Genomic DNA, 22766 nt, shown 5'->3' with positions numbered 1-22766 from the left:
GCTTCCTAGTTTGCTCTTTGATTTTCATTGAGTACTAGCTAGTAAAACTAAAAAAGAATCCAGAAAACACTCCAGATTCTTTTGTGAAAATGATTGCTAGGGTTTACTGTGAACGAAAAAAATCCTGTTGGGCTAAATAGTCATAATGGTCTTTGTTAAATTGATACTGACCCACATGCTGACTGATCTGACCGACATCCACAGAAAAAATACAGGCTTCATTTTGATAGTTCCAGTTCAGCCTAACTGTATTCAAGACTGGCTTATAAGTAAAATCTTGAACTTGATTCCAAGGTATCTCTAGGACTTGATTAGAATGATTTTCTATTACATCACTGATGTCCATCAAGTAGATTCCCTTAGGCGTGAAGGCCAGAATCTTAGGCTTCACACTCGACTGAACATAGTAGGCTCCTCCTACAACGAAGAAATCAATAAAGGATTTCAACCATGTCTTTTTCTTGAAAGCCATCAGAAAATTCTTTTGCCCTTCAATGCGACAAGTTGAGAGAAATGATTCAATCTGTTTTTCTGTTGCAAACTCCATAATAGCGCCCATGATGTTACCTCCATAAAAATCACTAAATAGCCAGTTAAGAATTCTTCACTTAAAGAAGAACTTATCATTAGTTACATTTTATCTTACTTTTCCAGTAGACAGCATCCCTCCTATTAAATCATCCTAGCATGTGCACACTTCAATCAACATTGGGTAGATTTTCGAAAATAGTTTCTCACATTTTTGTTATATTCATTATAACATAAATTTAATAAACCAATTAAAAAATGTAAGCACTTTTCTTCCAAATTTACCATCATTCTATTAAAAAACGACAGCTTCTTTCGAAACCATCGTTTTTCGTGAAAAATCCTTATTTGACATGTTTTGCCAATTCTTCTTGGGCTTTTTTATTGGATTCTTCTTTTTCTTTCAGCCATTTTTCTTTGGCTTTTTCATATTCGTCTGTTGTGACTGTCTTATCTTGTAATTTGAGGTATTTATAGGATTCAACCCCTTTATTACCAGCCAATGAATATGGTGTTGAGAAAGGAACGATTTTTCTCAATGTTGGTGTTCCACCAAGTGAAACATTTGGAATTGCTAGAGAGCTATCTACTAACCAAGCTTGGATTTCAGCATACTTTTCATAGCGTTTTGCAATATCTTGTTCCTTATTAGCTTCTTCCAACATTTGAGTGTAGACATCCAATCCAACAGCCTTGGCCTTGTCATTGGCTTCACCTGGCTCGAGTCCAAGACTTTGTAGAACCCCACCATTCTTGACACTAAAGATATCAAGATAGCTAGATGGATCAAGATAGTCCGCACTCCAACCACCATTGTAGAGATCGTAGTCTTTTTGCGCAGCTGTTTGAGCTAGATAACCTGAACTATCATAGTCCTCTGTAGAAAGTAGGTGGACATCAATCACAACATTTTCTGCACCTAAGACAGACTCAATTGATTGCTTCATGGAATTGATTCCTTGAATTTCAGCCTTATTGGTCAACTCTATATTTTTATCTAAGTGGATAGGGAATGTTACCCCCTTAGCTTCTAATTCTTTCTTAGCTTCTGCAAATTTGGCTTTGGCTTTCTCTGGATTGTAGTATGGATCTTGGGCATCCGCGAAGTTGATTCCTTGCCATTCCTTACCATAATTGACCATCTTAGAAGCCACTACTTCACCAAAGTCTTTTCCCTTGATACTTACGAAGTTTGGAGGAACAACCAAGTTACGCAAAATCTTAGTTGCACCATCTTCTCCTTGAGATTGAGCCCCGTAAGCTGTCCGATCATAGGCAAAATTAATGGCTTGACGGAAGTTTTTATTAAGAACCGCTTCTTGAGTCGATTTCTTTTCAGCATCACTTGTCTTGGAAGTGAATTTATAAGATTGTCTATCCAGATTAAAGTTTAAGAAGTAAGAAGTGGCATCTTGCATGCTATAGACGATATCATCTTTGTATTTTTCTTTAATTCCTTCATAACTTGAACTATTCGGATAGAGACGAGCGTAGCTATAGGCTCCGTCTGTAAAGTTACGAACAAGAGCGTCTTGGTCACTACCATCATAGTAGGTCAATTTGACATCATCTACAAAGACATTTTTAGCATCCCAGTAGTTAGGATTTTTCTTGTATTCGATGACAGATTTTGAAACAAAAGCTTTCATCAAGAAAGGTCCACTGTACAAAATATTAGCAGGGTCTACCTTCCCAAAATCATCCCCTTTTGATTTCAAGAAATCTGCATTGACTGGGAAAAGAATGGTTGAGGTTGTTTTTGAGTTCCAGTAAGGTTCTGGTCGAGCCAAGGTGTATTGAACCGTTTGGTCATCAAGTGCCTTGACTCCGACAGTTGAAAAGTCGCTTGTTTTCCCAGTGATATAGTCATCCAAACCTGCAACAGAATCCTGCACTAGATACAAGGCTTCTGAATTTTTATCAGCTGCATATTGCAAACCGGTTACAAAATCCTGAGCAGTTACAGGTGCATATTCTTCTCCCTCAGAAGTAAACCACTTAGCATCCTTACGAAGTTTGTAGGTATAGGTTAAACCGTCCTTAGAAACAGTCCAATCCTCAGCCAAGGATGGAACATAGTTCCCATATTGGTCATTTTCCATAAGACCATCTACCAGGTTGGTCACAATATCATTTGTTGTTGCACGGTTTTCTGCTAGATAGTTCAAACTAGATGGATCACTTGAGTAAACATAATTGTATGTTTTTGATGCTGTGCTAGAATTTCCACAGGCACTCAATAAAACTCCTGTACCCAGGACAAGACCTGCCAAGGTTAGATATTTGCTCTTAGACTTTTTCATTTCCAGAACCTCCTGATTTAAATATTTGTTTTATTATACAACGTTTAGTTTGTTTAGTCAATGTTTTTTTCCAAAAAAATCGAAAAAGACCTTATCTTCTACTTTTAAAAGATAATTTTAGCTGTTTTGACGCTAAAAAAGGAATAAGTTTCAAGTTCTCCTAAAAGATTGTTCAACTTATTCCTTTTATTTATAAATGCTATCTTACGAAAGATTAAATTTTGCTCGCAGGCGGTCTGCTTGGGCTTTTCCAATCACCTTATCCAACAAACGGGTTCGAAGACTCATGACTCCATAAACTCCTCCTCCCATGGCACCAACAAGAGCTACATAAAAGAAGCTCCACAAACGTCCACTTGGTTGGAAGAAAAATCCTAACAGCCACTGGATGGTTCCTATTAACAGAAACATGACTAGGGTCAGCAAACTGATTAAAATGGTTCGCTTCACAATCACCTTGCGCTTAACACCCGTTACTTTACAAATATCCCGATACATCAAGACGTTAGGAATGATAAGAGCGATGGTTGTTGAAATCAAGGGACCATAACTGTGGAAAAGGGCGATGGTAGGCAGTTGCAAGACCAGCTTGGCAATAGAACCATAGATAAAATAGAGAACGGCCTTGCGGTTGCGGAACATGGCTTGAAGCATGGGGGACAAGACCATGTACAAGCCTAAAATAATAGACTGCAAAACTGCAAAGACAAATAAGCCCATAGCCAAACTGTCTGGCTTGCCATAGAAGACTGTATAAAGAGGTTCTCCTACCATAACCACTCCAACCGTTGCTGGTAGCAAGAACATAAAGAGTAGGGTGAGACTGTCCTGAACGAGACGAGAAGCTGCCTTCAAGTCCCCCTTGACATAGTTTTCTGTCAAAAGCGGCAAGCCTACACTCCCAATCGAAACCCCAACAGAAATCAAAATCATCGTGATTTTATTAGGATTGGCTGAGAAATAAGAAAACATGATAACCAAGTCCTCATTGCTGTAGTTGGTAAACCAGCTCATACTATTGATAAAGGTCAGCTGGTCCAAAATCTGGAAGAGCTGGATGGCAGACCCTGTCAAGATAAAAGGAATGGCTTCCTTAATAGTATCGACCAAAAGACGCTTGCTGTTAATCTTATCTCCTGTTTCAAGGACTCTTTTGAGTAAGCCTTCTTGAGCAAGGAAATAAATCAAAACTGCAAAACTGGCGACCATGCCGACAAAGGCCGCAAAGGTTGATTGGGTAACCGCTACTAGGTAATCTCCTGAACCAAGTTTCATAATGATAAAGGTTGCTAGGAGCATCCAGATAACACGAATGACCTGCTCAGCAATTTGACTCATAGCATAAGGTTTGAGGTTATTCATCCCTTGGAAAAATCCTCGGATAACACTCATAGATGGGAAAATCAAGACTCCCCAAGCCAAGCTTTGCATGATTGGGATCAAGTCTTTGCCCACGCCAGACAAGTCTGCTAGCCAAGGAGCAAAGAGATACAAAACTAAAGCAAAAACGAGGCCAAGTCCTGTCATAAATCCTAAAAAGCTCCGAATCAGGGCAAAGCTATGCTCTTCTTCTCGCATGGTATTGTACTTGGCAACTTGCTTGGCCACCGCAACTGGAATCCCTGCTGTTGAAACCAGCAAGAACCAGGCATAGATATTGTAGCCCATGGTAAAGAGACCATTTGCCGTAGCTGCATAAGATCCCATCCAGATGTACCATGGAATAATATAAATAGCCCCGAGTAGACGACTGATAAAGTTACTAGCCGTTAGCCAAGCAGTCCCCCGTAACATCTGGGCCTGCTGGTGATTGTTTTCGTGCGACATAGATTCCTCATTCAATTTTGATAACTAGGAAAAACTCCTTATCTTCCATTATAAACTTTTCCTTGTTACTTGTAAATTTACGACTTTCGGTTTACAATAGAAAGTATGATTAAGATTGAAACCGTATTAGATATATTAAAGAAAGATGGTCTCTTCCGCGAGATTATCGACCAAGGACATTATCACTACAACTACAGCAAAGTTGTTTTTGATAGCATTAGTTACGACAGCCGAAAAGTAAAAGAAGACACTCTTTTTTTTGCAAAAGGTGCTGCCTTTAAAAAAGAATACCTTCTTTCTGCTATAACACAAGGCTTAGCTTGGTATGTAGCTGAAAAAGACTACGAAGTCGGTATCCCTGTCATCATTGTGAACGATATAAAGAAAGCCATGAGTTTGATTACCATGGAGTTCTATGGTAATCCACAAGAGAAACTAAAAATTCTCGCCTTCACAGGAACTAAGGGTAAGACAACAGCAGCTTACTTTGCTTACAACATCCTATCTCAACGCTACCCAACCGCCCTCTTGTCAACCATGAATACAACTCTAGATGGCAAAACTTTCTTTAAGTCTGCATTGACAACTCCTGAGAGCATTGACCTCTTTGATATGATGCATCAAGCTGTGCAAAATGACCGTACCCACCTCATCATGGAAGTATCCAGTCAGGCCTATCTGGTCAAACGTGTCTATGGTCTAATCTTTGATGTGGGAGTTTTCCTCAATATCAGCCCAGACCATATCGGCCCGATTGAACACCCTAGCTTTGAAGACTACTTCTACCACAAGCGTCTCTTGATGGAAAATAGCCGAGCAGTCATCATTAACAGTGACATGGACCACTTTTCTGTCTTGAAAGAACAAGTGGCAGATCAAGACCATGATTTCTATGGTAGCCAGTCTGATAACCAAATCGAGAATTCCAAAGCCTTTAGCTTTTCAGCTACAGGTAAACTTGCTGGAGACTATGATATCCAACTGATTGGTCACTTCAACCAAGAAAATGCCGTTGCTGCTGGACTTGCTTGTCTCCGTCTCGGAGCTAGTCTTGAGGACATCAAAAAAGGAATTGCTGCAACCCGCGTTCCTGGTCGTATGGAAGTCCTCACTCAGAAAAATGGAGCCAAGGTCTTCATCGACTATGCCCACAATGGGGATAGTCTAAAAAAACTAATCAAGGTTGTAGAGACTCATCAAACAGGAAAGATTGCTCTGGTTCTGGGTTCGACAGGAAATAAGGGAGAAAGTCGTCGCAAAGACTTTGGCCTCCTCCTCAATCAGCACCCTGAAATTCAAGTCTTTCTGACTGCTGATGACCCCAACTATGAGGACCCAATGGCCATTGCAGATGAAATCAGTAGCTACATTAGTCATTCTGTTGAAAAGATTGCGGATCGCCAAGAAGCCATCAAGGCAGCTATGGCTATCACAAATCACGAATTAGATGCTGTCATTATTGCTGGTAAGGGAGCCGATTGCTACCAAATCGTCCAAGGCAAAAAAGAATCCTACTCAGGAGATGCAGCCGTCGCAGAAAATTATTTATAAGAATAGAAAAAATCAAGGGAAAATGAAACCCTTGATTTTTTACTATTATTTAGTAAAAACGTTTTTCAAACCTTCAACGGCACCTTCTACAGCACCTTTAGCGTCTTCTACAACGTCTTTTGCCTTAGCAACTGTTTTTTCAACAGCTCCTTCAAGTTCTGTCTTGCTGTCTCCAGTAACTTTACCAAAACCTTCTTTGACAGCACCTGTTGCTTGTTCCAATTTGTTTTCAAGTGACATATGATTGTCTCCTTTAGTTCTATTCCGATATGTGTTATCGGTTACATTAGTATAAACTTATCGATAGATAAAGTCAAACAATGTGCTCAGAAAAAGCAATCACACTAAATAGAAAGTTAATCTCTCCTTGTCAAAATCAACGGCCAACTCATACTTTCCATCTTCATTTTGGACAATATAACCTAGGACAACTAAACTATCCACAAAGATGTCTCGGCGTTTCTGCATAAGCTGGTCTTTTTTGAGAAATTTCAACAAAAAAGTCGTCATATACTTGAGGGCATACTCAGGATTAACATCTCCCAAAATGTCATAAAGTTCCTGCTGTTTTTCTGTCAAAGGATACTGATGTTTGACCTTGTAGAAATAATTAGACAGGGTCATTTTAGTCCGCGCAAAATCTGTTTTTTCAACTAAAATAGCTGCATTGGTTTGATTGCGCAATTCTGTCTCAAAACTCTGCTCCAACAAAGCTTGATAGGCCGGGCTATCTTCGCTGACAAAAATCTCTTGATCCAGTTCGAGACTATCGAGTGATTCAAGCATAGGAAGATTGAGGTAATAACGCTTATTTTCCCGACGAACCAAGCCCACTTTTATATACTCTTCCATGAGTTTGTCAACTGCTACATCTGGAAATTGAGTCTTAATTTCCCGTAGAATCACATCCTCATGCTGGTCCAGATAGCGGATCAATTCTCCAAAAAATGGCTGTCTCGTCAAACGAGATGGATTAAAAATCTGAATCATGAAGATTCCTTTCTTTACATTCTAACAGAGGTGATGTTGCCAACTGACTAGGATTGGTCCCAGCTTGGTTCAGAGGAACAGGCAGACCTAGTTCTCTATAATACTCTCTCCAAAAATCACTAATGTCCTGCTCCCCATCACCAAATTTCATGGGAATAGTTTCAAAAATGGGGAGGATTTCTACCATATACTGAGAACAGTAAAAACCTTCTCCATCTGGATAGAAAGAAGCATTGTAGGGTGCCCCTAGATGTTTACAAGCTCTTTCCTTCACCGACTGGATATCCATTTCTGGGTAGACATAGAGGTCGTACAAGTGATTAGACTCAAAGAAGTCTGCTGATTCCTGACAAACAACACCCGCCTGTCCACTAGCATGATAAATCATCCCATCCAAATAAATGGCAACATGGTTATAGTTGCCTGTGGAAGTCTGGATGGCTTGCCCCATGTCCGACTCATCTCTCACAAAAATCAAATCACCAGTTTCTAACATGCTTCACTCCTAGAAAAAAGGAGCCGAAACTCCTTTCGATATAAGGCAAACTAGCCTTTCCGATTTTGAACTTTAACACTCAAAATCTTAAGCATTAAAGCTTTCAGTCAATTGAGGTACCACTTGTTTCTTACGTGAAACAGCACCAGCAAGGAAGGCATGATTGTTTTCAAGTTTGAAGTTGAAGGCTGCTTCAACCTTGTCCATGTTAGCACCAAGTGCTAGGATTTCTGAGTTTGAGTTGACGATATCTGTAATCATCAAGACAAAGTCAGAGTAACCGTTTGCTTCGTTAGCAGCCTGCATTGCAGTTTCAATTTCTGCTTGGCGTTCCAATACTTCAGCGATGTCAACTGTGTTTACTTGGGCAACACGGACATTATTTCCGTTCAATTCAAAAGTTTTAGCATCGATGTCAATCAATTCGTCAGTAGATTTGCTAGCCAAGTTTGTACCAGCTTTCAACATAGCTAAACCATACTCTTCCAAGTTGACACCAGCTAATTCAGCCAATTCAGGAGCAATAACCTTATCTGTTGGGTGTGTTGTTGGTGATTTCAAAAGAAGGGTATCTGAAATCAAACCTGAAAGCATCAAACCAGCAATCTCTTTAGGCACAGCTACACCATGTTCTTTGAACATACGGTAAACGATTGAAGACGCTGAACCAACTGGCTCCAAACGCATGTAAAGTGGGCTTGCAGTCTCAAAGTTAGCCACGCGGTGGTGGTCCACCACACCATAAACTTCTACTTCAGCGATATCTGATACAGATTGTTGGAATTCATTGTGGTCAGTCAGGATAACTTGCTCTGCGCCTTCTGCTTTAGCAGAAGTGATAACACGCGGTGCTTCCACACCAAAATAGTTCAAGACAAAGGCTGTTTCTTCATTTGGAGTTCCAAGGGCAACAGCTTCCGTATCCAAACCGTAAGCTTCTTTTGCAAGGTAGGCAAAAGCTACAGATGACCCGATGGCATCTGAGTCTGGATTTTGGTGACCAAATACTAGAATCTTAGACATGATAATACCTCATTTTGTTTATTCTCTTTATTGTAGCATTTTTTTCGCTTTTTGACAAAAGTAAGAGGAGTCAAAGGACTCCCCGCTACTCTTCAAAATAACTGAGTAAATTTCTATCTTGATTTTCAGATAAAAATATTTCCTTCTGTGGCCTCTTCTTACGCTTGAGAAGGGCTTCTGCCGACATGGCTTCTTCCTTACTGGCAAATCCTTCTGCATAAATAAGTTTCACTGGTAAGCGAGCCCTAGTATACTTGGCTCCCTTCCCACTATTGTGGACAGCAAGGCGTCTCCTCACGTCAGTGGTATAACCCGTATAGTAGGAACCATCACGGCACTCCAGCACATACATATAAGCCTTATGATCCATAATAAATCTCTTCGAGTTCCGGCGTATAAGAGCCATCATCATTGTGAACAATGAGAGGTGGCAAGACCTTAAAGCCACTTGTCGAGCCATCCTTGATAGCCTCAATCAAGAGCATATTGGCTTCCTTTTCCCTCTTTGGATAAACAAACTGCAGGCGCTTAGGGGCTAGATTATGTCGTTGCAACATATCCAGAATGTCCAAGAGTCGGTCAGGACGATGAACCATAGCCAACCGTCCATTAGACTTGAGAATACTCTGGGCACTACGACAGATTTCCTGCAAATTGGTCGTGATTTCATGGCGCGCCAAGAGATAATGTTCACTCTCATTTAAGTTGGAATGAGTATCTACCTTGAAATAGGGCGGATTACACAAAATCATATCCACCTTACTTCCCTGGATGTAAGCAGGCATATTTTTCAAATCATCACAGATGACCTGCATCTGCTCCTCTAATCCATTCAAACGGACAGAGCGTTCAGCCATATCCGCCAAACGCTCCTGAATCTCAACAGCCAAAATCTGTGCCTGAGTCCGAGTGCTAGCAAATAGCCCCACTGCTCCATTTCCAGCGCAGAAATCCACTATCAAGCCCTTTTTAGGAAAACGTGGAAAGCGTGACAAGAGAACACTATCCACCGAATAGCTAAAAACCTCTCTATTTTGAATGATTTTAATATCTGTCGAAAAGAGCTGGTTAATGCGCTCCCCTGATTTTAATAATTGTTCTTCTTCCATGGTTCTATTATAACAGATTTATATTAACATTACAAAAAATATAAAATTCTAAACTACTTCTTCTTTTTTAAATAGTGCAAGGCTTCTCTAGTCCAAATTGGCATCATTCGTTTGAGAGGAGCAAAGCCATAGTTAAAACGATCGCTTGAAAAGCGTCTCCGTCTTGGAAACTGGTGCTTTTCTTCCTCCAAAGTGCGGATAGAAAGACTGGCTTTCCCTGTAAATTCATCTAAATCCACTACCTGAACTTGAACCTCTTCATCGACTTTCAAGGCTTCATGAATATTTTCAATAAAGCCTGTCCGAATCTCTGAAATGTGAATCAGCCCTGTATCACCTGTCTCTAGCTCAACAAAGGCACCATAGGGCTGAATCCCTGTAATACGCCCCTTTAGCTTATCACCGATTTTCATCTTAGTCCTCGATTTCAATTGTTTCAATCACAACATCTTCAACTGGCTTGTCCATAGCCCCTGTCTCAACGGCAGCAATGGCATCCAAGACTGCGTAAGATGCTTCATCAGCTAACTGACCAAAAACCGTGTGACGGCGGTCTAGGTGAGGAGTTCCTCCTTGGTTGGCATAGATTTCCGCAATCGGTTCTGGCCAACCACCACGCGCAATTTCTTTCTTAGAATAAGGCAGGTGTTGATTTTGCACGATAAAGAACTGGCTGCCGTTGGTATTTGGACCAGCATTGGCCATGGAAAGAGCACCACGGATATTGTAAAGTTCTTCTGAGAATTCATCCTCAAATGATTCGCCGTAGATTGACTCGCCTCCCATACCAGTTCCAGTTGGATCTCCACCTTGAATCATAAAGTCCTTGATAATACGGTGGAAAATGACACCATCATAGTAGCCATCTTTTGATAGAGCTACAAAGTTAGCCACTGTTTTAGGAGCATGTTCAGGGAAGAGCTTGATCCGCAAGTCTCCGTGATTGGTCTTAATAGTCGCGATAGGACCTTCTACTGTTTCAATGTCTACTTGTGGGAAATGCAATTCTTTTTCTACCATACCAAATCCTTCTAAGGCATCAAAAATGCCATCTTCTTCTAGTGTTTTTGTTATATAATCTGCTTTTTCTTTGATTTTATCATGAGAAATTCCCATTGCAACGCTGATTCCAGCATAATCAAAGAGTTCCAAGTCATTGAGCCCATCTCCAAAAACCATGACGTTGTCTGGTTTCAAGCCAAGGTGTTCCACAACCTTTTCCACACCCGTCGCTTTGGAACCTGAAATCGGCACAATATCAGACGAATGCTCATGCCAACGAACCATGCGAAGTTTATCTGAGAGACTGTCAGGCAAGTGCAAGTCATCTCCTTTATCTTCAAAAGTCCACATCTGATAGATATTTTCTTTTTCATGAAAATCAGTATCTACATCTAAATCGGGGTAAATTGGATTGATAGCTTCACTAATCATATCGGTGCGAGTCGACAACTTGGCATCATGACTCCCAACCAAACCATACTCAATTCCCTCTTGCTTGGCCCAAGAGATATACTCCTCAACATCTGACTTCTTAATCTGATGTTGATAAATGACCTGACCTTTTTTATCTTCAATATAGGCACCATTTAAGGTCACAAAAAAGTCAGGCTTGAGGTCACGAATCTCCGGAACGACACCAAAAATCCCTCGTCCAGAAGCAATACCTGTCAAAATTCCTTTCTCACGTAATTGCTTAAAAACAGCTGGGATTGAAGACGGAATAAAACCAGTCTTTGAATTCCGCAAGGTATCATCAATATCAAAAAAGACAATCTTAATCTTTTTTGCCTTGTATCTTAATTTCGCATCCATCTCACTACCTCTTTCAATCTAACTCTTTCCATTATACCATAAAGTAGCTAAATCCCCTATTTTCAAAGAAATTCGCTATCTCTTATTCGAACTTCTTGGATAAGTACAGAACTAAATCATCATTATTTTGAATAGTAGCATTCATTTCCAAGGGTTGATTTCGATACCAGACACCTGTCCCATCTGGAATATAGCCTCGTTTGATGTACAATCTCTGGGCAGGGCCATAGCCTAAGTGTAAACCTACACCAAGAGTGACCTTACTCGAAACAAACTTGACTCGTTTTTCTGCTTCTTCTAGCAGTTGACTCCCAATCCCTTGATTTCGAAAAGGCTCAAACACATTAAAATCTGATAATTCTGGATAGACTTCTGCAAAAGGACCATGTTTAGCCAAAGGTAAAATGGTAACGTAGCCCGCTACAGCACCATCAATCTCTGCAACTAAGACTTCTCTCTCCCCACTTTCCTGTTCCAGAAAATATCTAGCCAAAATTTCCTCTCTACCAGGCCAACCTTGATTCATAAAGCCATGAGATAAGGACTCAATATCAGACTTAATCATATTTCTAATCGTACAATTCATCTTTGACTTACCCACCTTTACTCTTTCTATTACTATTATAGCACGCCAAGGTCAGAAAAAAACTATCTCGTGAAAAAAGACCCGTCGGGGTCTGAAAAAGAGGTCCACCCGGACCTCTTTTTTAATCTTCGTTTACGAAAGGCATCAAAGCCATTACGCGAGCGCGTTTGATAGCTGTTGTTACTTTACGTTGGTTTTTAGCTGAAGTTCCTGTTACACGACGAGGAAGGATTTTCCCACGTTCTGAAACGAAACGGCTAAGAAGCTCAGTATCTTTGTAATCAACATATTCAATTTTGTTTGCTGCGATGTAATCAACTTTTTTACGGCGTTTGAATCCGCCACGACGTTGTTGAGCCATGTTTTTTCTCCTTTATAATTTTAGTTGTCCATTAGAATGGTAAATCATCATCTGAAATATCCAATGGATTTGTTGCTCCAAATGGATTTTCATCACGTGAAAAGTCTGGTACTGAATTTGTAGGTGCTGAATAGTTTGCAGTTGGGGCAGAGTAAGCTCCACCTGTATGACCTTCACGCACACTACGGCTTTCCAACATTTGGAAATTCTCAGCCACGACCTCTGTCACGTAGACACGTTGTCCTTGCTGGTTATCGTAACTACGAGTCTGGATACGACCTGTCACCCCGATAAGTGAGCCTTTTTTAGCCCAGTTAGCAAGGTTTTCAGCCTGTTGGCGCCACATAACGACATTGATAAAATCAGCCTCACGTTCGCCATTTTGACTCTTAAATGTACGGTTTACTGCAAGAGTAAAAGTCGCAACTGCTACATTTGATGGGGTATAACGCAACTCAGCGTCACGTGTCATACGCCCTACAAGTACAACATTGTTAATCATAGTTTACCTTCTTACGCGTCAATTTTGACGATCATGTGACGAAGAATGTCAGCGTTGATTTTTGAAAGACGGTCAAACTCTTTAAGAGCTGCATCGTCGTTTGCTTCAACGTTAACGATGTGGTAAAGTCCTTCACGGAAATCTTGGATTTCGTATGCAAGACGACGTTTTTCCCAAGATTTTGATTCAACAACAGTTGCACCGTTGTCAGTCAAAATAGAGTCAAAACGTGCTACCAAAGCGTTTTTAGCTTCTTCTTCAATGTTTGGACGAATGATATAAAGAATTTCGTATTTAGCCATTGATATGTTCCTCCTTTTGGTCTAATGACCCCAAGACTTTGCAAGGGGTAAGTGAGGTTCGCTCACAATAAACTATTATACTAGAAAAAAATTTTTTACGCAAGTAAAAACACCTAAATAAAAAAAGAAGATGACGAATCATCTTCTCAAAAACTATGAGTTTTTAGTCCTCTTTTTTCTTGCGAGCAAGAAGTCCAAATCCACTTAGGGCTCCAAGAAGTCCAAGCGCTGCAAGGCTAGCGTTAGCTTCTGTACCTGTGTTAGGCAATTCTTTTTGACCATCAACGTATTTAGGTGTTGCTGGTTGGGTAGCTGAATCAGTTGCTACTGATGGTTCAGCTGGTGTTGGAACAGCAGGTTGGCTTGGAGTGCTTGGTTGAGCTGATTGGGAGTGCTGAGACGGAGTTTCAGGAACTTCTGTATCAAAATGTTGCGGTGTCACCACTCTCTTATAATGATGAACTTTATTGCCATTTTCATCTATCGTAGTTTTTGTAAACTCATATCCTTCAACAACTTTAGGTTCTTTAACACCTTCCTCTGATGTTGAAATATCTTTACCATTTTCATCAATAAAACGAGTCACTATTTTAACGTTTGGAGTTAATGGTGACGGTGTTGGATTTTGTTCAACAACTGTAACAATTGCTGGTACTTCCACCAAGACTTTATCCCTTCGCTTAACAACAACAATAACTTTTTTATCTCCAGTTGTACTTGTGTCTGGATTATCTTTATATTCAAATACCACACCTTCTGGATAATCAGATGGATTGATATTTTTCTTAGGATTTGGCACTACACCTTTAGATACCACTTGTGCTTTTCCTTCCACTACTTTAACCTTAGCTGGAACTTCAACAAGTGTATCATCTCCGTCTTTAGCAACAACGACTACATCTTTTTCACCTGGGGTTGTGGTATCTACAGGAGTTTTATACTCAAATGTTGAACCCTCTGGGTATTCCGTTTTATCAATACTGTTTTCTGGATTTGGTTGTTTATTGTTTTCATCCACTGGAACGATTTGAGGAACTCCCTCTACAACAGTTACTGGAACTTTAACAACCGTTGTTTTTTCTTCCCCATCAACAGTGTACTTCACAGTAACATTTACATCAGTATCATCTGACAAATCTGGATTTTCTACATTTTCATCAATACTTACATTTGTAACATTTGCTGGAAGTTTTCCTTTAAATGTACCATCTGCAATAGCTTCTTTCGCCTTAGCAAGAACTTTTTCTTTTGCTTTTTCCTTGTCGCTATCTTTAGCAACAATTAGACCTTTCGGTGTTGGTTTTGGAAGAACTATTACTTTAACTATTACTGGTTCTGTTAAAGTTGCTCCATTTTGATCCGTATAAGTTACTGGTACAGTTACTTCTTTCACACCTGGGTTTGCAGTAATATCTTTTGCTAAATCTTTGGGCACACCTTTCGTTCCATTTTCCCCTGGAGTGACAGCGTCAGTTATATCCTTGGTTGTTAATTCATCTCCTTCAAATACAACTTTAGATGTTGAAGTTGAACCAACTACATTGATTGGAACGTCGACGTCAACTGAAATGTCATCAATAACTTTTCCACTATTATCTCTGTATTTAACTGTAACAGTAGCTGGAGTTTGTTGTCCATTTTTATCAGTTTTTGGAGTGACAATAGCATCGTTCGTTACAAATGGAGTTACACCTTCAGGAACATTTGTCAAGCCATCTATTGCTTTTTTTACGTTTGCTCGAATCGCATCAATTAAAGTTTCATTTGGTGTACCGTTTAAGACCGTAACCCCTTTTGGTGCTGGTTTTGGTAATACTGTTACAGGGACATTTACAGTTTCATCTCCTGTTGGATACGTTACTGTAGTTGGAACAGTTATATCCGTTACTCCTGCTTTACCTGTTGTTTCTGGTAAATCAGTTGCTTTTGGTTCATTTACCTTTCCTCCAGTACCCGGTGTTACAGCATCTTTTACTTTGTTTGCATCTGGTTTTGTTCCTTCTACAGTGTAGACTGGTTTTGTTTCTGAACCTAATACGTTAATCGTTACTGGTACTGTTGTAGGGTATTCTGTTCCATCTACTGTATAAGTAGCTGGTACATTTACAACACCTTTGTTTGTACCTTTTTCATTTGTTAGAGTTGCTGCTACTTCTTCTGTTATATCCCCAACTGTTACTGTTGCTCCTGCTGGTAATTTCCCTTTGAAGTCTGCTGCTTCTACTAATGCTGTTGCTTTTGTTTTAGCAACTTCTTTTACTTTATCTACTGAGGCTCCTTTGTGTACTTCTACTTCACCAGTTGCTTTTGGTAAGACAGTCACTGGTACTTCAACAGTTTCATTAATGTTTGTTCCATTTATTTCATGTGTGATAGTTGTAGGAATCTTAAGTCCTGCTTCCCCAGCTTTTCCTGTTGTATTAATCACATCTGCTTCATTAGGATTATTCACCACTCCAGTTTTAGTATTAATTGTTGCTGATGTAACAGAAGATTTCACTTGGTCATCAGTAATCTTGTCTCCTTCGAATACTACTAACTTATTGGTAGTTGATTTCACTACATTTACTTCTATATCTACAGTATTTTTATAATTTTTTCCATCTCGACTATGAACTACTGGCACTTTTATAACACCGGCATTCTCTTTCGCTACGTCAGTAGCAACAACTCCCGTAGACATTCCTTGATCATCTAGAGTAGCCGTAGCATTAGTTTCATCCAGTTTTCTCTTGTATTCTTCTGATTCAATCGTTTCTTTCGCTTTTGATTTAGATAGCTCCTTGATCTTATCTAAACTAGTTCCGACTGGAACAGTGATTTTATCAACATCAGTAAATGAATCGATATACAAGGTCTTTTTATATTTGTAGTTCGGTTCATTTGAATATTTAAGACTTGGAGCATTGACATTTTCTGAAACATCATAAAAATTGGAATCATTATTTCCATATCTATGGAGAACATTTCCCAAACTATCATCTCCTGGAAATCCATTTTGACCTGAAACTTCAAAGGTAGAACTACCCACATAATCTGCTGTTGTTTCAAATGGAATTTTAACAATAAAGTCTGATTTACGATTATCTCCAGCTATAATCCCTCTTTTTGAAGAATCAACAAGAAAACTTAGCTCTGACTTAATTTTATCAAATCTAAAATCACTTGTCCATGTATTATTTAGTTCCCAAGCAGACTGTCCGTTAGCAGTATTCAAATCTAGCCTACCACTTGGCGTACCTAGTGAGCCAAGTACAACACCTTTCGGTACTTTAATCGTTACTTTATATTTTGTTTGGAATCCAGTGATAGACGCTCCACCTAAGTTTCGTATGTTTAAATCAATTGTTCCTGTTTGTTTTTTACCATATATAGCATCATCGGTAAACCCATATTTCCCAGATTTCTTTTCACTAGTGATATTAGTTGAAATATTAACGGCTGGACCTGTAGCAATCCCGATACCTCCAATGATATAACCATCTTCGATAGGGTTATTGCCAAGTGTTTTGTTGGTTTGTCCTGGACTTCCTGCTTCAACAATCACACGAACTTTTGTGGTTCCCTCTGGGATATGGACAGCACGAAGTAAATTTCGCCAACCATTTCCGACACTGCCAGGATTTTGTTCAAACTCATTTGTTGATTTTCCATTTTTACGCTTCAATTCCGTTAGTTTTTGACCAGTATAAGCATCTACTATTGTTAATTTAACATTTTCTCCCTCTGATGGTAGAGCAAGTGGTCCATAAGCTCCATTATGTAAAACATTCACAAAGAGCAGAGAGTTAGGGTTAACATCCACATCTCGATAAATTCCATTACCTTTCTTCCCTAACTCTAAGTAATAGTCTCTATCAACCCTTCCTAATCCCACTTTTTTCATGTCCTCTGCAGAAATTAACCCAGATAACATACCACCACCTGCATTAGGTCTATTTTGTCCACCAGTGGCTGTTACTTTATCATTATTGCTATATAGCTTAGCAGATTTCGGAGTGTAGGTTTGGTTAGGTTTAGGGGTGATATTGGTAGGGGATTCTCCTTTTACTAGAGTCACCTTTTCTGTATTATTTGTTAATTTCCAACCATTTAGCTTGGTGCCATCTGCTGCCTGTTCTCTGGTAAGTTCTAGTTCCTTCCAATGATATGTAGCTGAACCAACATTCGGACTATTAGTATCCGGACCTAATTGTTGATCCCCACTATCTTTTTGTTTACTAATAGCACTAGAGAAGTTCTGTTCACCAAAACCTTCCTTTAAATTTGCAAAAACACCTGTTTCATTATTATTCCCAAATCTAACAGCATTATTATTGATTGGTGCACCCCAATCAACTTTACCTGATTGATAATAACGAAGAGTATCTTTTTGAGCTTTTAGCTTTTGGAGAGCAGCATGCTTTTCTTTTTCAGTTGTTAGACTAGCTATTTCTACGTTATAAATAGTTTCTGACTTAGTCTTAATCGTGTTCAAAAGTTCAACAAATTCTTTATCTATCTCACCCTCTCCCTTTGCTTCCTCAGTAGAGATTTTAGCCGTAAGTTTTGTAATTTCACCTTGTAATTCTTGTTTAGCTTTTGTCAGTTCATCATCTGATACTCTTGCTACATCTGCAAGCGGAGTTTCTTGAGCACCTGTAGCCTCTCTAAACCCACTTTCCCCATTACCAGGAATCGCTTGTCCATTACGCGAGTCTTGATTATTGTTTGCTTCCTTCTTTTCTGCTTTTGGCATACTTTCAATAACGAAAGCTTTGTTTTTTAATTCTCGCGTAGCTTTATCTACTTCTTCTTGTGTTGCTTTTTCATTTGATAGGAAGGTTTGAGCCTTAGCTAGTTCTTCCTTAGCATTTTCGATTGTTGCGGCAGTCTTTTCAGATACGCCTGCTTTTTCAAGAGCTGATTGCATACGAGCAATAGCTGCTTCCAATTTGCTTGTATCAACCTTTGTAACTTCTGACGCTTCAATTGCTGTTTCTGGTTGTGGTTCCACAGTTGCTGGCACCCTTGGAACTGATACCGCCGGTTCCATTTCTGAGTCTGTCGAACTTTCACTAGCTAGTGTATTGTCATTCACTTTTGAAAGTGAGAGCGATTCACTATCTCCCTGTACTCCTCCTTCAGCACCTACTTCTGGTCTAGCTGGAACTACTGGAGAATTTGCTTGAACGCTGCCCCCACCTAAGAAAAACAATCCTGTAGCTACAGCTACACTAGCTACCCCAAAACTAACCTTACGAATGCTATAACGTGTAAATTTTTCCACTTGTGAACGAGCATGTACGCCTTTATTCTTAAACATTGCTACACTCCTTTTGTAATGATTATCTGTTAATATGTTTTGAGAAGGCAAATAAAAAGCCCCCCCTAAAATATCGTAGCATATTTTAAATGGACTTAATTTATTATACTCTTTTTTTATCTACAAATCAAACATTATGACGTAACTAAAAATCTAAAATTTTCTTCTTATACTCAATGAAAATTAAAGAGCAAACTAGGAAGCTAGCCGCAATCTGTACTTGAGTACGGTAAGGCGACGCTGACGTGGTTTGAAGAGATTTTCGAAGAGTATTATTTGTTAAAACCTTCAGAAGATTAGCTATGACTCGAACTCTAAGAGCACTAAAGGCTGGGCAAAAACCCGCTTTTGTCTTATTTCAATCCACTATGCCTGATAATATTTCCTTTCGCTTCCAGAGATTTCTATGAAAAAAACGCCACATGGGCGTTTTCCTATTCTTATGGTTTAATACGGTGCAACATACGTGGGAATGGAATGGCTTCACGGATGTGTTTTGTTCCTGCCGCGAAGGTTACCATACGTTCGATACCGATACCAAATCCACCGTGTGGAACTGTACCGTATTTACGAAGGTCAAGGTAGAATTCGTACTCTGTACGATCCATACCAAGTTCATCCATCTTAGCGACAAGGGCATCGTAGTCTTCCTCACGCATAGACCCACCGATAATTTCTCCATAGCCTTCTGGAGCAAGCAAGTCTGCACAAAGTACGCGCTCTGGATTTCCAGGAACTGGTTTCATGTAGAAGGCCTTGATGGCTGCTGGATAGTTCATGACAAATGTTGGCACACCAAAGTGGTTTGAAATCCAAGTTTCATGTGGTGAACCAAAGTCATCACCATGCTCAAGATGTTCGTAGTCAGCATCTTCATCATTCTCATGCTCTTGCAAGAGGTCGATGGCTTGATCATAAGTGATGCGTTTGAAGGGCTCTGCAATGTAGCGTTTCAAGAGCTCTGTATCACGTTCCAAGGTTTCCAAGGCTTGAGGCGCGCGATCAAGAACACCTTGTAGAAGAGCTTTCACATAAGCTTCTTGCAAGTCAAGCGACTCATCATGTGTCAAGTATGAGTACTCAGCATCCATCATCCAGAACTCAGTCAAGTGACGGCGTGTTTTTGATTTTTCAGCACGGAATACTGGACCAAAGTCAAAGACACGACCAAGAGCCATAGCCCCTGCTTCTAGGTAAAGCTGACCTGATTGGCTCAAGTAGGCTGGCGTTCCGAAGTAGTCAGTTTCAAAGAGTTCTGTTGAATCTTCAGCCGCATTTCCTGAAAGGATTGGGCTATCAAATTTCATGAAGCCGTTCTTATCGAAGAACTCATAAGTTGCATAGATAATAGCGTTACGAATTTGCATCACCGCTACTTGCTTACGAGAACGAAGCCACAAGTGACGGTTGTCCATCAAGAAGTCTGTTCCGTGTTCTTTTGGTGTGATTGGGTAGTCTTGAGATTCACCAATCACTTCGATGTCTGTAATATCCAACTCATAGCCAAACTTAGAACGTTCGTCTTCTTTGACAATCCCTGTCACATAAACAGAAGTTTCTTGACTCAAGCGTTTGATAACATCAAACTTCTCAAGCCCCACTTCTTCACCAAATTTTTCGACAAAGTTTGGTTTAAAGGCTACACCTTGAAAGAAGGCTGTTCCATCACGCAATTGCAAGAAGGCAATTTTCCCTTTTCCTGATTTGTTGGCAACCCAAGCGCCAATCGTCACTTCCTGACCAACATAGTCTTTTACATCAATAATCGTTACACGTTTTGTCATTGTTTTTCCTTTTCTTTTTTATTCTTTATGGCAAACCACTTCTATATTGTTCCCATCTGGGTCAATCATAAAAGCAGCGTAGTAAATCGGATGCTCACTGCGATAACCAGGGGCCCCATTGTCTCGCCCACCTGCCTCTAAGCCAGCCTCATAACAAGCTTGAACCTCTTCCTTATTTTCTGCTAAGAAAGCAAAGTGAATAGGGTCTTGTGTCCCCTGAGCCAGCCAAAAATCTCCACCAGGATGAGGGCTATTTGGGGCATGAAAACTGATTAGAGAACTAGTCTTAAAAGCCAATTTATAGCCCAAAGGAGCGAGAAAGCTCCTATAAAATCCTTCTGAAATTTGTAAATCCTTTACCTTAATTTCAAAATGATCAATCATTCTCACTACCCATAAATGCTTTCAAGCGTTTAACAGCTTCTTTAAGCGTGTCTAGGTCTGTCGCATAACTGAGGCGCACATTTTCTGGTGCTCCGAATCCTGCTCCTGTAATCAAGGCCAGACCAACTTCTTCAAGAATAGCCGTTGTAAATGCTGTTACATCGCTATAACCTTTCATCTCCATAGCTTTTTTGACATTTGGAAAGAGATAGAAAGCTCCTTGCGGTTTGACTACTTCAAATCCAGGCACCTCAGCAAGAAGGGGATAGATGGTGTTTAGTCGCTCCTCAAAAGCCTGACGCATGATCTCAACAGAATCCTGTGGTCCTGTTAAGGCTTCGATGGTTGCATATTGTGAAACAGCAGTTAGGTTAGAAGTTGTTTGACCTGTCAATTTGCTCATAGCAGCAATGATTTCTGGATCACCTACCGCATAACCAACTCGCCAACCCGTCATGGCATATGCCTTAGATACACCGTTGATAACAATGGTTTGCTTACGAATTGCTTCTGATAGACTTGAGATTGGAACAAATTCATTTCCATTATAAACAAGGCGACCGTATATATCATCAGCTAAAATCAGAATGTCATGCTCAACTGCCCAATTTCCGATAGCTAGTAATTCTTCACGAGTATAGATCATACCTGTCGGATTGGATGGCGAATTCAGCACCAAAACCTTGGTCTTGTCAGTACGAGCTGCTTCCAACTGCTCTACGGTCACCTTAAAGTGATTGTCTTCCTTAGCAGGAACAAAGACGGGAACGCCTTCTGCCATCTTGACCTGGTCTCCATAGCTAACCCAGTATGGAGTTGGAATAATAACCTCATCTAAAGGATTGATTACAGCCATAAAGAAAGTATAGAGGGAGAACTTGGCACCTGTAGCAAATGTGACTTCGTTGGCCGCTACGGAATAACCATAATAACGCTCAAAATAGGTATTGACTGCTGCTTTTAACTCAGGCAAACCTGAAGCTACCGTATAGAAAGAAGCACGTCCATCTCGAATGGCTGCAACAGCTGCATCTTGAATATTTTTGGGAGTATGGAAATCGGGCTGACCTAAAGTTAAGAAAAGTACATCTTTTCCTTCAGCCTTTAACTTCTTTGCTCTTGCATCACTAGCCAGAGTCACACTTTCTTCCATTTCTAAAACACGATTGGATAGTTTCATAGGCCCTCCTTATTGACCAATGCTCCTGTTTCAAAATCTACTAGATAAAAATCAGATCCTGACTTGACTTCCCAGATTGGTTTGTCTTGATAACGACCAAAGGTAATTTTGTCAATCTCGCCAGCTCCTTTTTCCTTAGAAACGGCTTCTGCTTTTTCTTGTGAAACACCTTGATTTAGCTGATAAACGTAAATCTTATGGTCATCTTTTCCAATCAGGACAGCAAGTACTTCTTGTTTTTTATTGCGACCAAGAACGCTATAATAAGATTCTAAGCCATTGTATAAATCAACCTGATCAGCCTGCTCTAATCCTGCATACTGCTGAGCTAATTTTTCTCCTTCACTTTTAGCTGTTTGATAAGGTTTCATGCCAAGAGAAACCAGATACAGAAAGGAAGCACTGATAACCACAAACAAAATCGTCATCCCTAGACCATACTGCCACAGTAGATTATTTTTTGCTTTGTTTTGTCTTTTTTTCACTCGTCTATTTTACCATCTATCTTGCTTTATTACAAGTGAATATAAGAATACTCTGCGAAAATCCAATTCAAACTTTGTCAGCGTCGCCTTGCCGTACCCAAGTACTGTCTGCGGCTTGCTTCCTAGTTTGCTCTTTGATTTTCATTGAGTATAAGAAACCAATTCTATTTCTTCCTTTAAACAAAACAGATTTTTCTTGATTAAAACCGAGCAAGAAAAGTAAAGACAGCTCCGA

21 protein-coding genes are annotated in these 22766 nt (G+C 39.9%); 1 reads left to right on the top strand and 20 read right to left on the bottom strand.

The features are described 5' to 3' along the window. Positions 1 to 103: 103 nt before the first annotated feature. From HT725_RS06930 to HT725_RS06920, 3 genes are all read right to left on the bottom strand, one after another. On the bottom strand, positions 104 to 559 hold the full coding sequence (locus HT725_RS06930) for a hypothetical protein (RefSeq protein WP_173253295.1): 456 nt from the start codon (positions 557 to 559) through the stop codon (positions 104 to 106). A gap of 313 nt (positions 560 to 872) precedes the next feature. Continuing rightward, entirely contained in the window at positions 873 to 2831 is a 1959-nt protein-coding gene (locus HT725_RS06925) for a peptide ABC transporter substrate-binding protein (RefSeq protein WP_173253294.1), read from the bottom strand. Positions 2832 to 3035: 204 nt separating this feature from the next. Beyond that, positions 3036 to 4658, bottom strand: coding sequence for a polysaccharide biosynthesis protein (locus HT725_RS06920; protein WP_173253293.1), 1623 nt, complete (start codon positions 4656 to 4658; stop codon positions 3036 to 3038). A 105-nt stretch (positions 4659 to 4763) separates the two neighbouring features. Between HT725_RS06920 and HT725_RS06915 the strand changes: the two genes are divergently transcribed. Further along, positions 4764 to 6209 (top strand): UDP-N-acetylmuramoyl-L-alanyl-D-glutamate--L-lysine ligase, encoded by a 1446-nt coding sequence (locus tag HT725_RS06915; RefSeq protein ID WP_173253292.1) that lies wholly within the window; start codon positions 4764 to 4766, stop codon positions 6207 to 6209. Between the two features lie 45 nt (positions 6210 to 6254). Here the strand turns inward: HT725_RS06915 and HT725_RS06910 are convergent, their stop codons facing one another. The 17 genes from HT725_RS06910 to HT725_RS06830 form a co-directional block, all read right to left on the bottom strand. After that, positions 6255 to 6449 (bottom strand): CsbD family protein, encoded by a 195-nt coding sequence (locus HT725_RS06910; protein WP_000051195.1) that lies wholly within the window; start codon positions 6447 to 6449, stop codon positions 6255 to 6257. Between the two features lie 99 nt (positions 6450 to 6548). Then, the gene (locus tag HT725_RS06905) at positions 6549 to 7199 is read right to left on the bottom strand and encodes a DUF1803 domain-containing protein (RefSeq protein WP_173213523.1); all 651 of its coding nucleotides are present in this window, start codon (positions 7197 to 7199) and stop codon (positions 6549 to 6551) included. Further along, positions 7183 to 7695: a YiiX/YebB-like N1pC/P60 family cysteine hydrolase gene (locus tag HT725_RS06900; RefSeq protein ID WP_173213522.1), complete on the bottom strand. Its 513-nt coding sequence runs from the start codon at positions 7693 to 7695 to the stop codon at positions 7183 to 7185. Before HT725_RS06900 ends, HT725_RS06905 begins: the two co-directional genes overlap by 17 nt. An 87-nt stretch (positions 7696 to 7782) precedes the next feature. Then, positions 7783 to 8718, bottom strand: coding sequence for a manganese-dependent inorganic pyrophosphatase (locus HT725_RS06895; protein ID WP_173253291.1), 936 nt, complete (start codon positions 8716 to 8718; stop codon positions 7783 to 7785). A gap of 85 nt (positions 8719 to 8803) precedes the next feature. After that, complete coding sequence (locus HT725_RS06890) at positions 8804 to 9088, bottom strand: GIY-YIG nuclease family protein (protein ID WP_173253290.1); 285 nt, start codon at positions 9086 to 9088, stop codon at positions 8804 to 8806. Then, positions 9078 to 9827, bottom strand: a complete 750-nt coding sequence (locus HT725_RS06885) for a tRNA1(Val) (adenine(37)-N6)-methyltransferase (protein WP_173253289.1) — start codon at positions 9825 to 9827, stop codon at positions 9078 to 9080. Before HT725_RS06885 ends, HT725_RS06890 begins: the two co-directional genes overlap by 11 nt. 53 nt (positions 9828 to 9880) lie before the next feature. Then, positions 9881 to 10240 (bottom strand): S1 RNA-binding domain-containing protein, encoded by a 360-nt coding sequence (locus HT725_RS06880; protein WP_000689593.1) that lies wholly within the window; start codon positions 10238 to 10240, stop codon positions 9881 to 9883. 1 nt (position 10241) lies between these two features. After that, a complete protein-coding gene (locus HT725_RS06875) occupies positions 10242 to 11642 on the bottom strand; it encodes a bifunctional Cof-type HAD-IIB family hydrolase/peptidylprolyl isomerase (protein ID WP_173253288.1) in 1401 nt (466 codons plus the stop codon). 82 nt (positions 11643 to 11724) lie between these two features. Beyond that, entirely contained in the window at positions 11725 to 12228 is a 504-nt protein-coding gene (locus HT725_RS06870) for a GNAT family N-acetyltransferase (RefSeq protein WP_173234695.1), read from the bottom strand. A 121-nt stretch (positions 12229 to 12349) separates the two neighbouring features. Beyond that, a complete protein-coding gene (gene rpsR / locus HT725_RS06865; protein ID WP_000068664.1) occupies positions 12350 to 12589 on the bottom strand; it encodes a 30S ribosomal protein S18 in 240 nt (79 codons plus the stop codon). A 31-nt stretch (positions 12590 to 12620) separates the two neighbouring features. Next, positions 12621 to 13091 (bottom strand): single-stranded DNA-binding protein SsbA, encoded by a 471-nt coding sequence (ssbA, locus tag HT725_RS06860; RefSeq protein WP_000609606.1) that lies wholly within the window; start codon positions 13089 to 13091, stop codon positions 12621 to 12623. Positions 13092 to 13102: 11 nt separating this feature from the next. Beyond that, complete coding sequence (gene rpsF / locus HT725_RS06855) at positions 13103 to 13393, bottom strand: 30S ribosomal protein S6 (protein ID WP_166731100.1); 291 nt, start codon at positions 13391 to 13393, stop codon at positions 13103 to 13105. 163 nt (positions 13394 to 13556) lie between these two features. Beyond that, positions 13557 to 18698, bottom strand: a complete 5142-nt coding sequence (locus tag HT725_RS06850; RefSeq protein WP_173253287.1) for a YSIRK-type signal peptide-containing protein — start codon at positions 18696 to 18698, stop codon at positions 13557 to 13559. Between the two features lie 440 nt (positions 18699 to 19138). Beyond that, entirely contained in the window at positions 19139 to 20482 is a 1344-nt protein-coding gene (gene asnS, locus HT725_RS06845) for an asparagine--tRNA ligase (RefSeq protein WP_000167160.1), read from the bottom strand. A gap of 18 nt (positions 20483 to 20500) precedes the next feature. Further along, a complete protein-coding gene (locus HT725_RS06840; protein WP_173253286.1) occupies positions 20501 to 20866 on the bottom strand; it encodes a VOC family protein in 366 nt (121 codons plus the stop codon). After that, the gene (locus HT725_RS06835; RefSeq protein WP_173253285.1) at positions 20859 to 22046 is read right to left on the bottom strand and encodes a pyridoxal phosphate-dependent aminotransferase; all 1188 of its coding nucleotides are present in this window, start codon (positions 22044 to 22046) and stop codon (positions 20859 to 20861) included. The genes HT725_RS06840 and HT725_RS06835 overlap by 8 nt, the downstream gene beginning before the upstream one ends. After that, complete coding sequence (locus tag HT725_RS06830; RefSeq protein WP_173253284.1) at positions 22043 to 22531, bottom strand: DUF5590 domain-containing protein; 489 nt, start codon at positions 22529 to 22531, stop codon at positions 22043 to 22045. Before HT725_RS06830 ends, HT725_RS06835 begins: the two co-directional genes overlap by 4 nt. Positions 22532 to 22766 lie beyond the last annotated feature (235 nt).

It is taken from the genome of Streptococcus sp. 2579 (genome assembly GCF_013277195.1).
Lineage (GTDB): Bacteria > Bacillota > Bacilli > Lactobacillales > Streptococcaceae > Streptococcus.
Note: the sequence above shows the minus strand (reverse complement) of the source record. Positions and strands in the feature narration are given on the sequence as shown.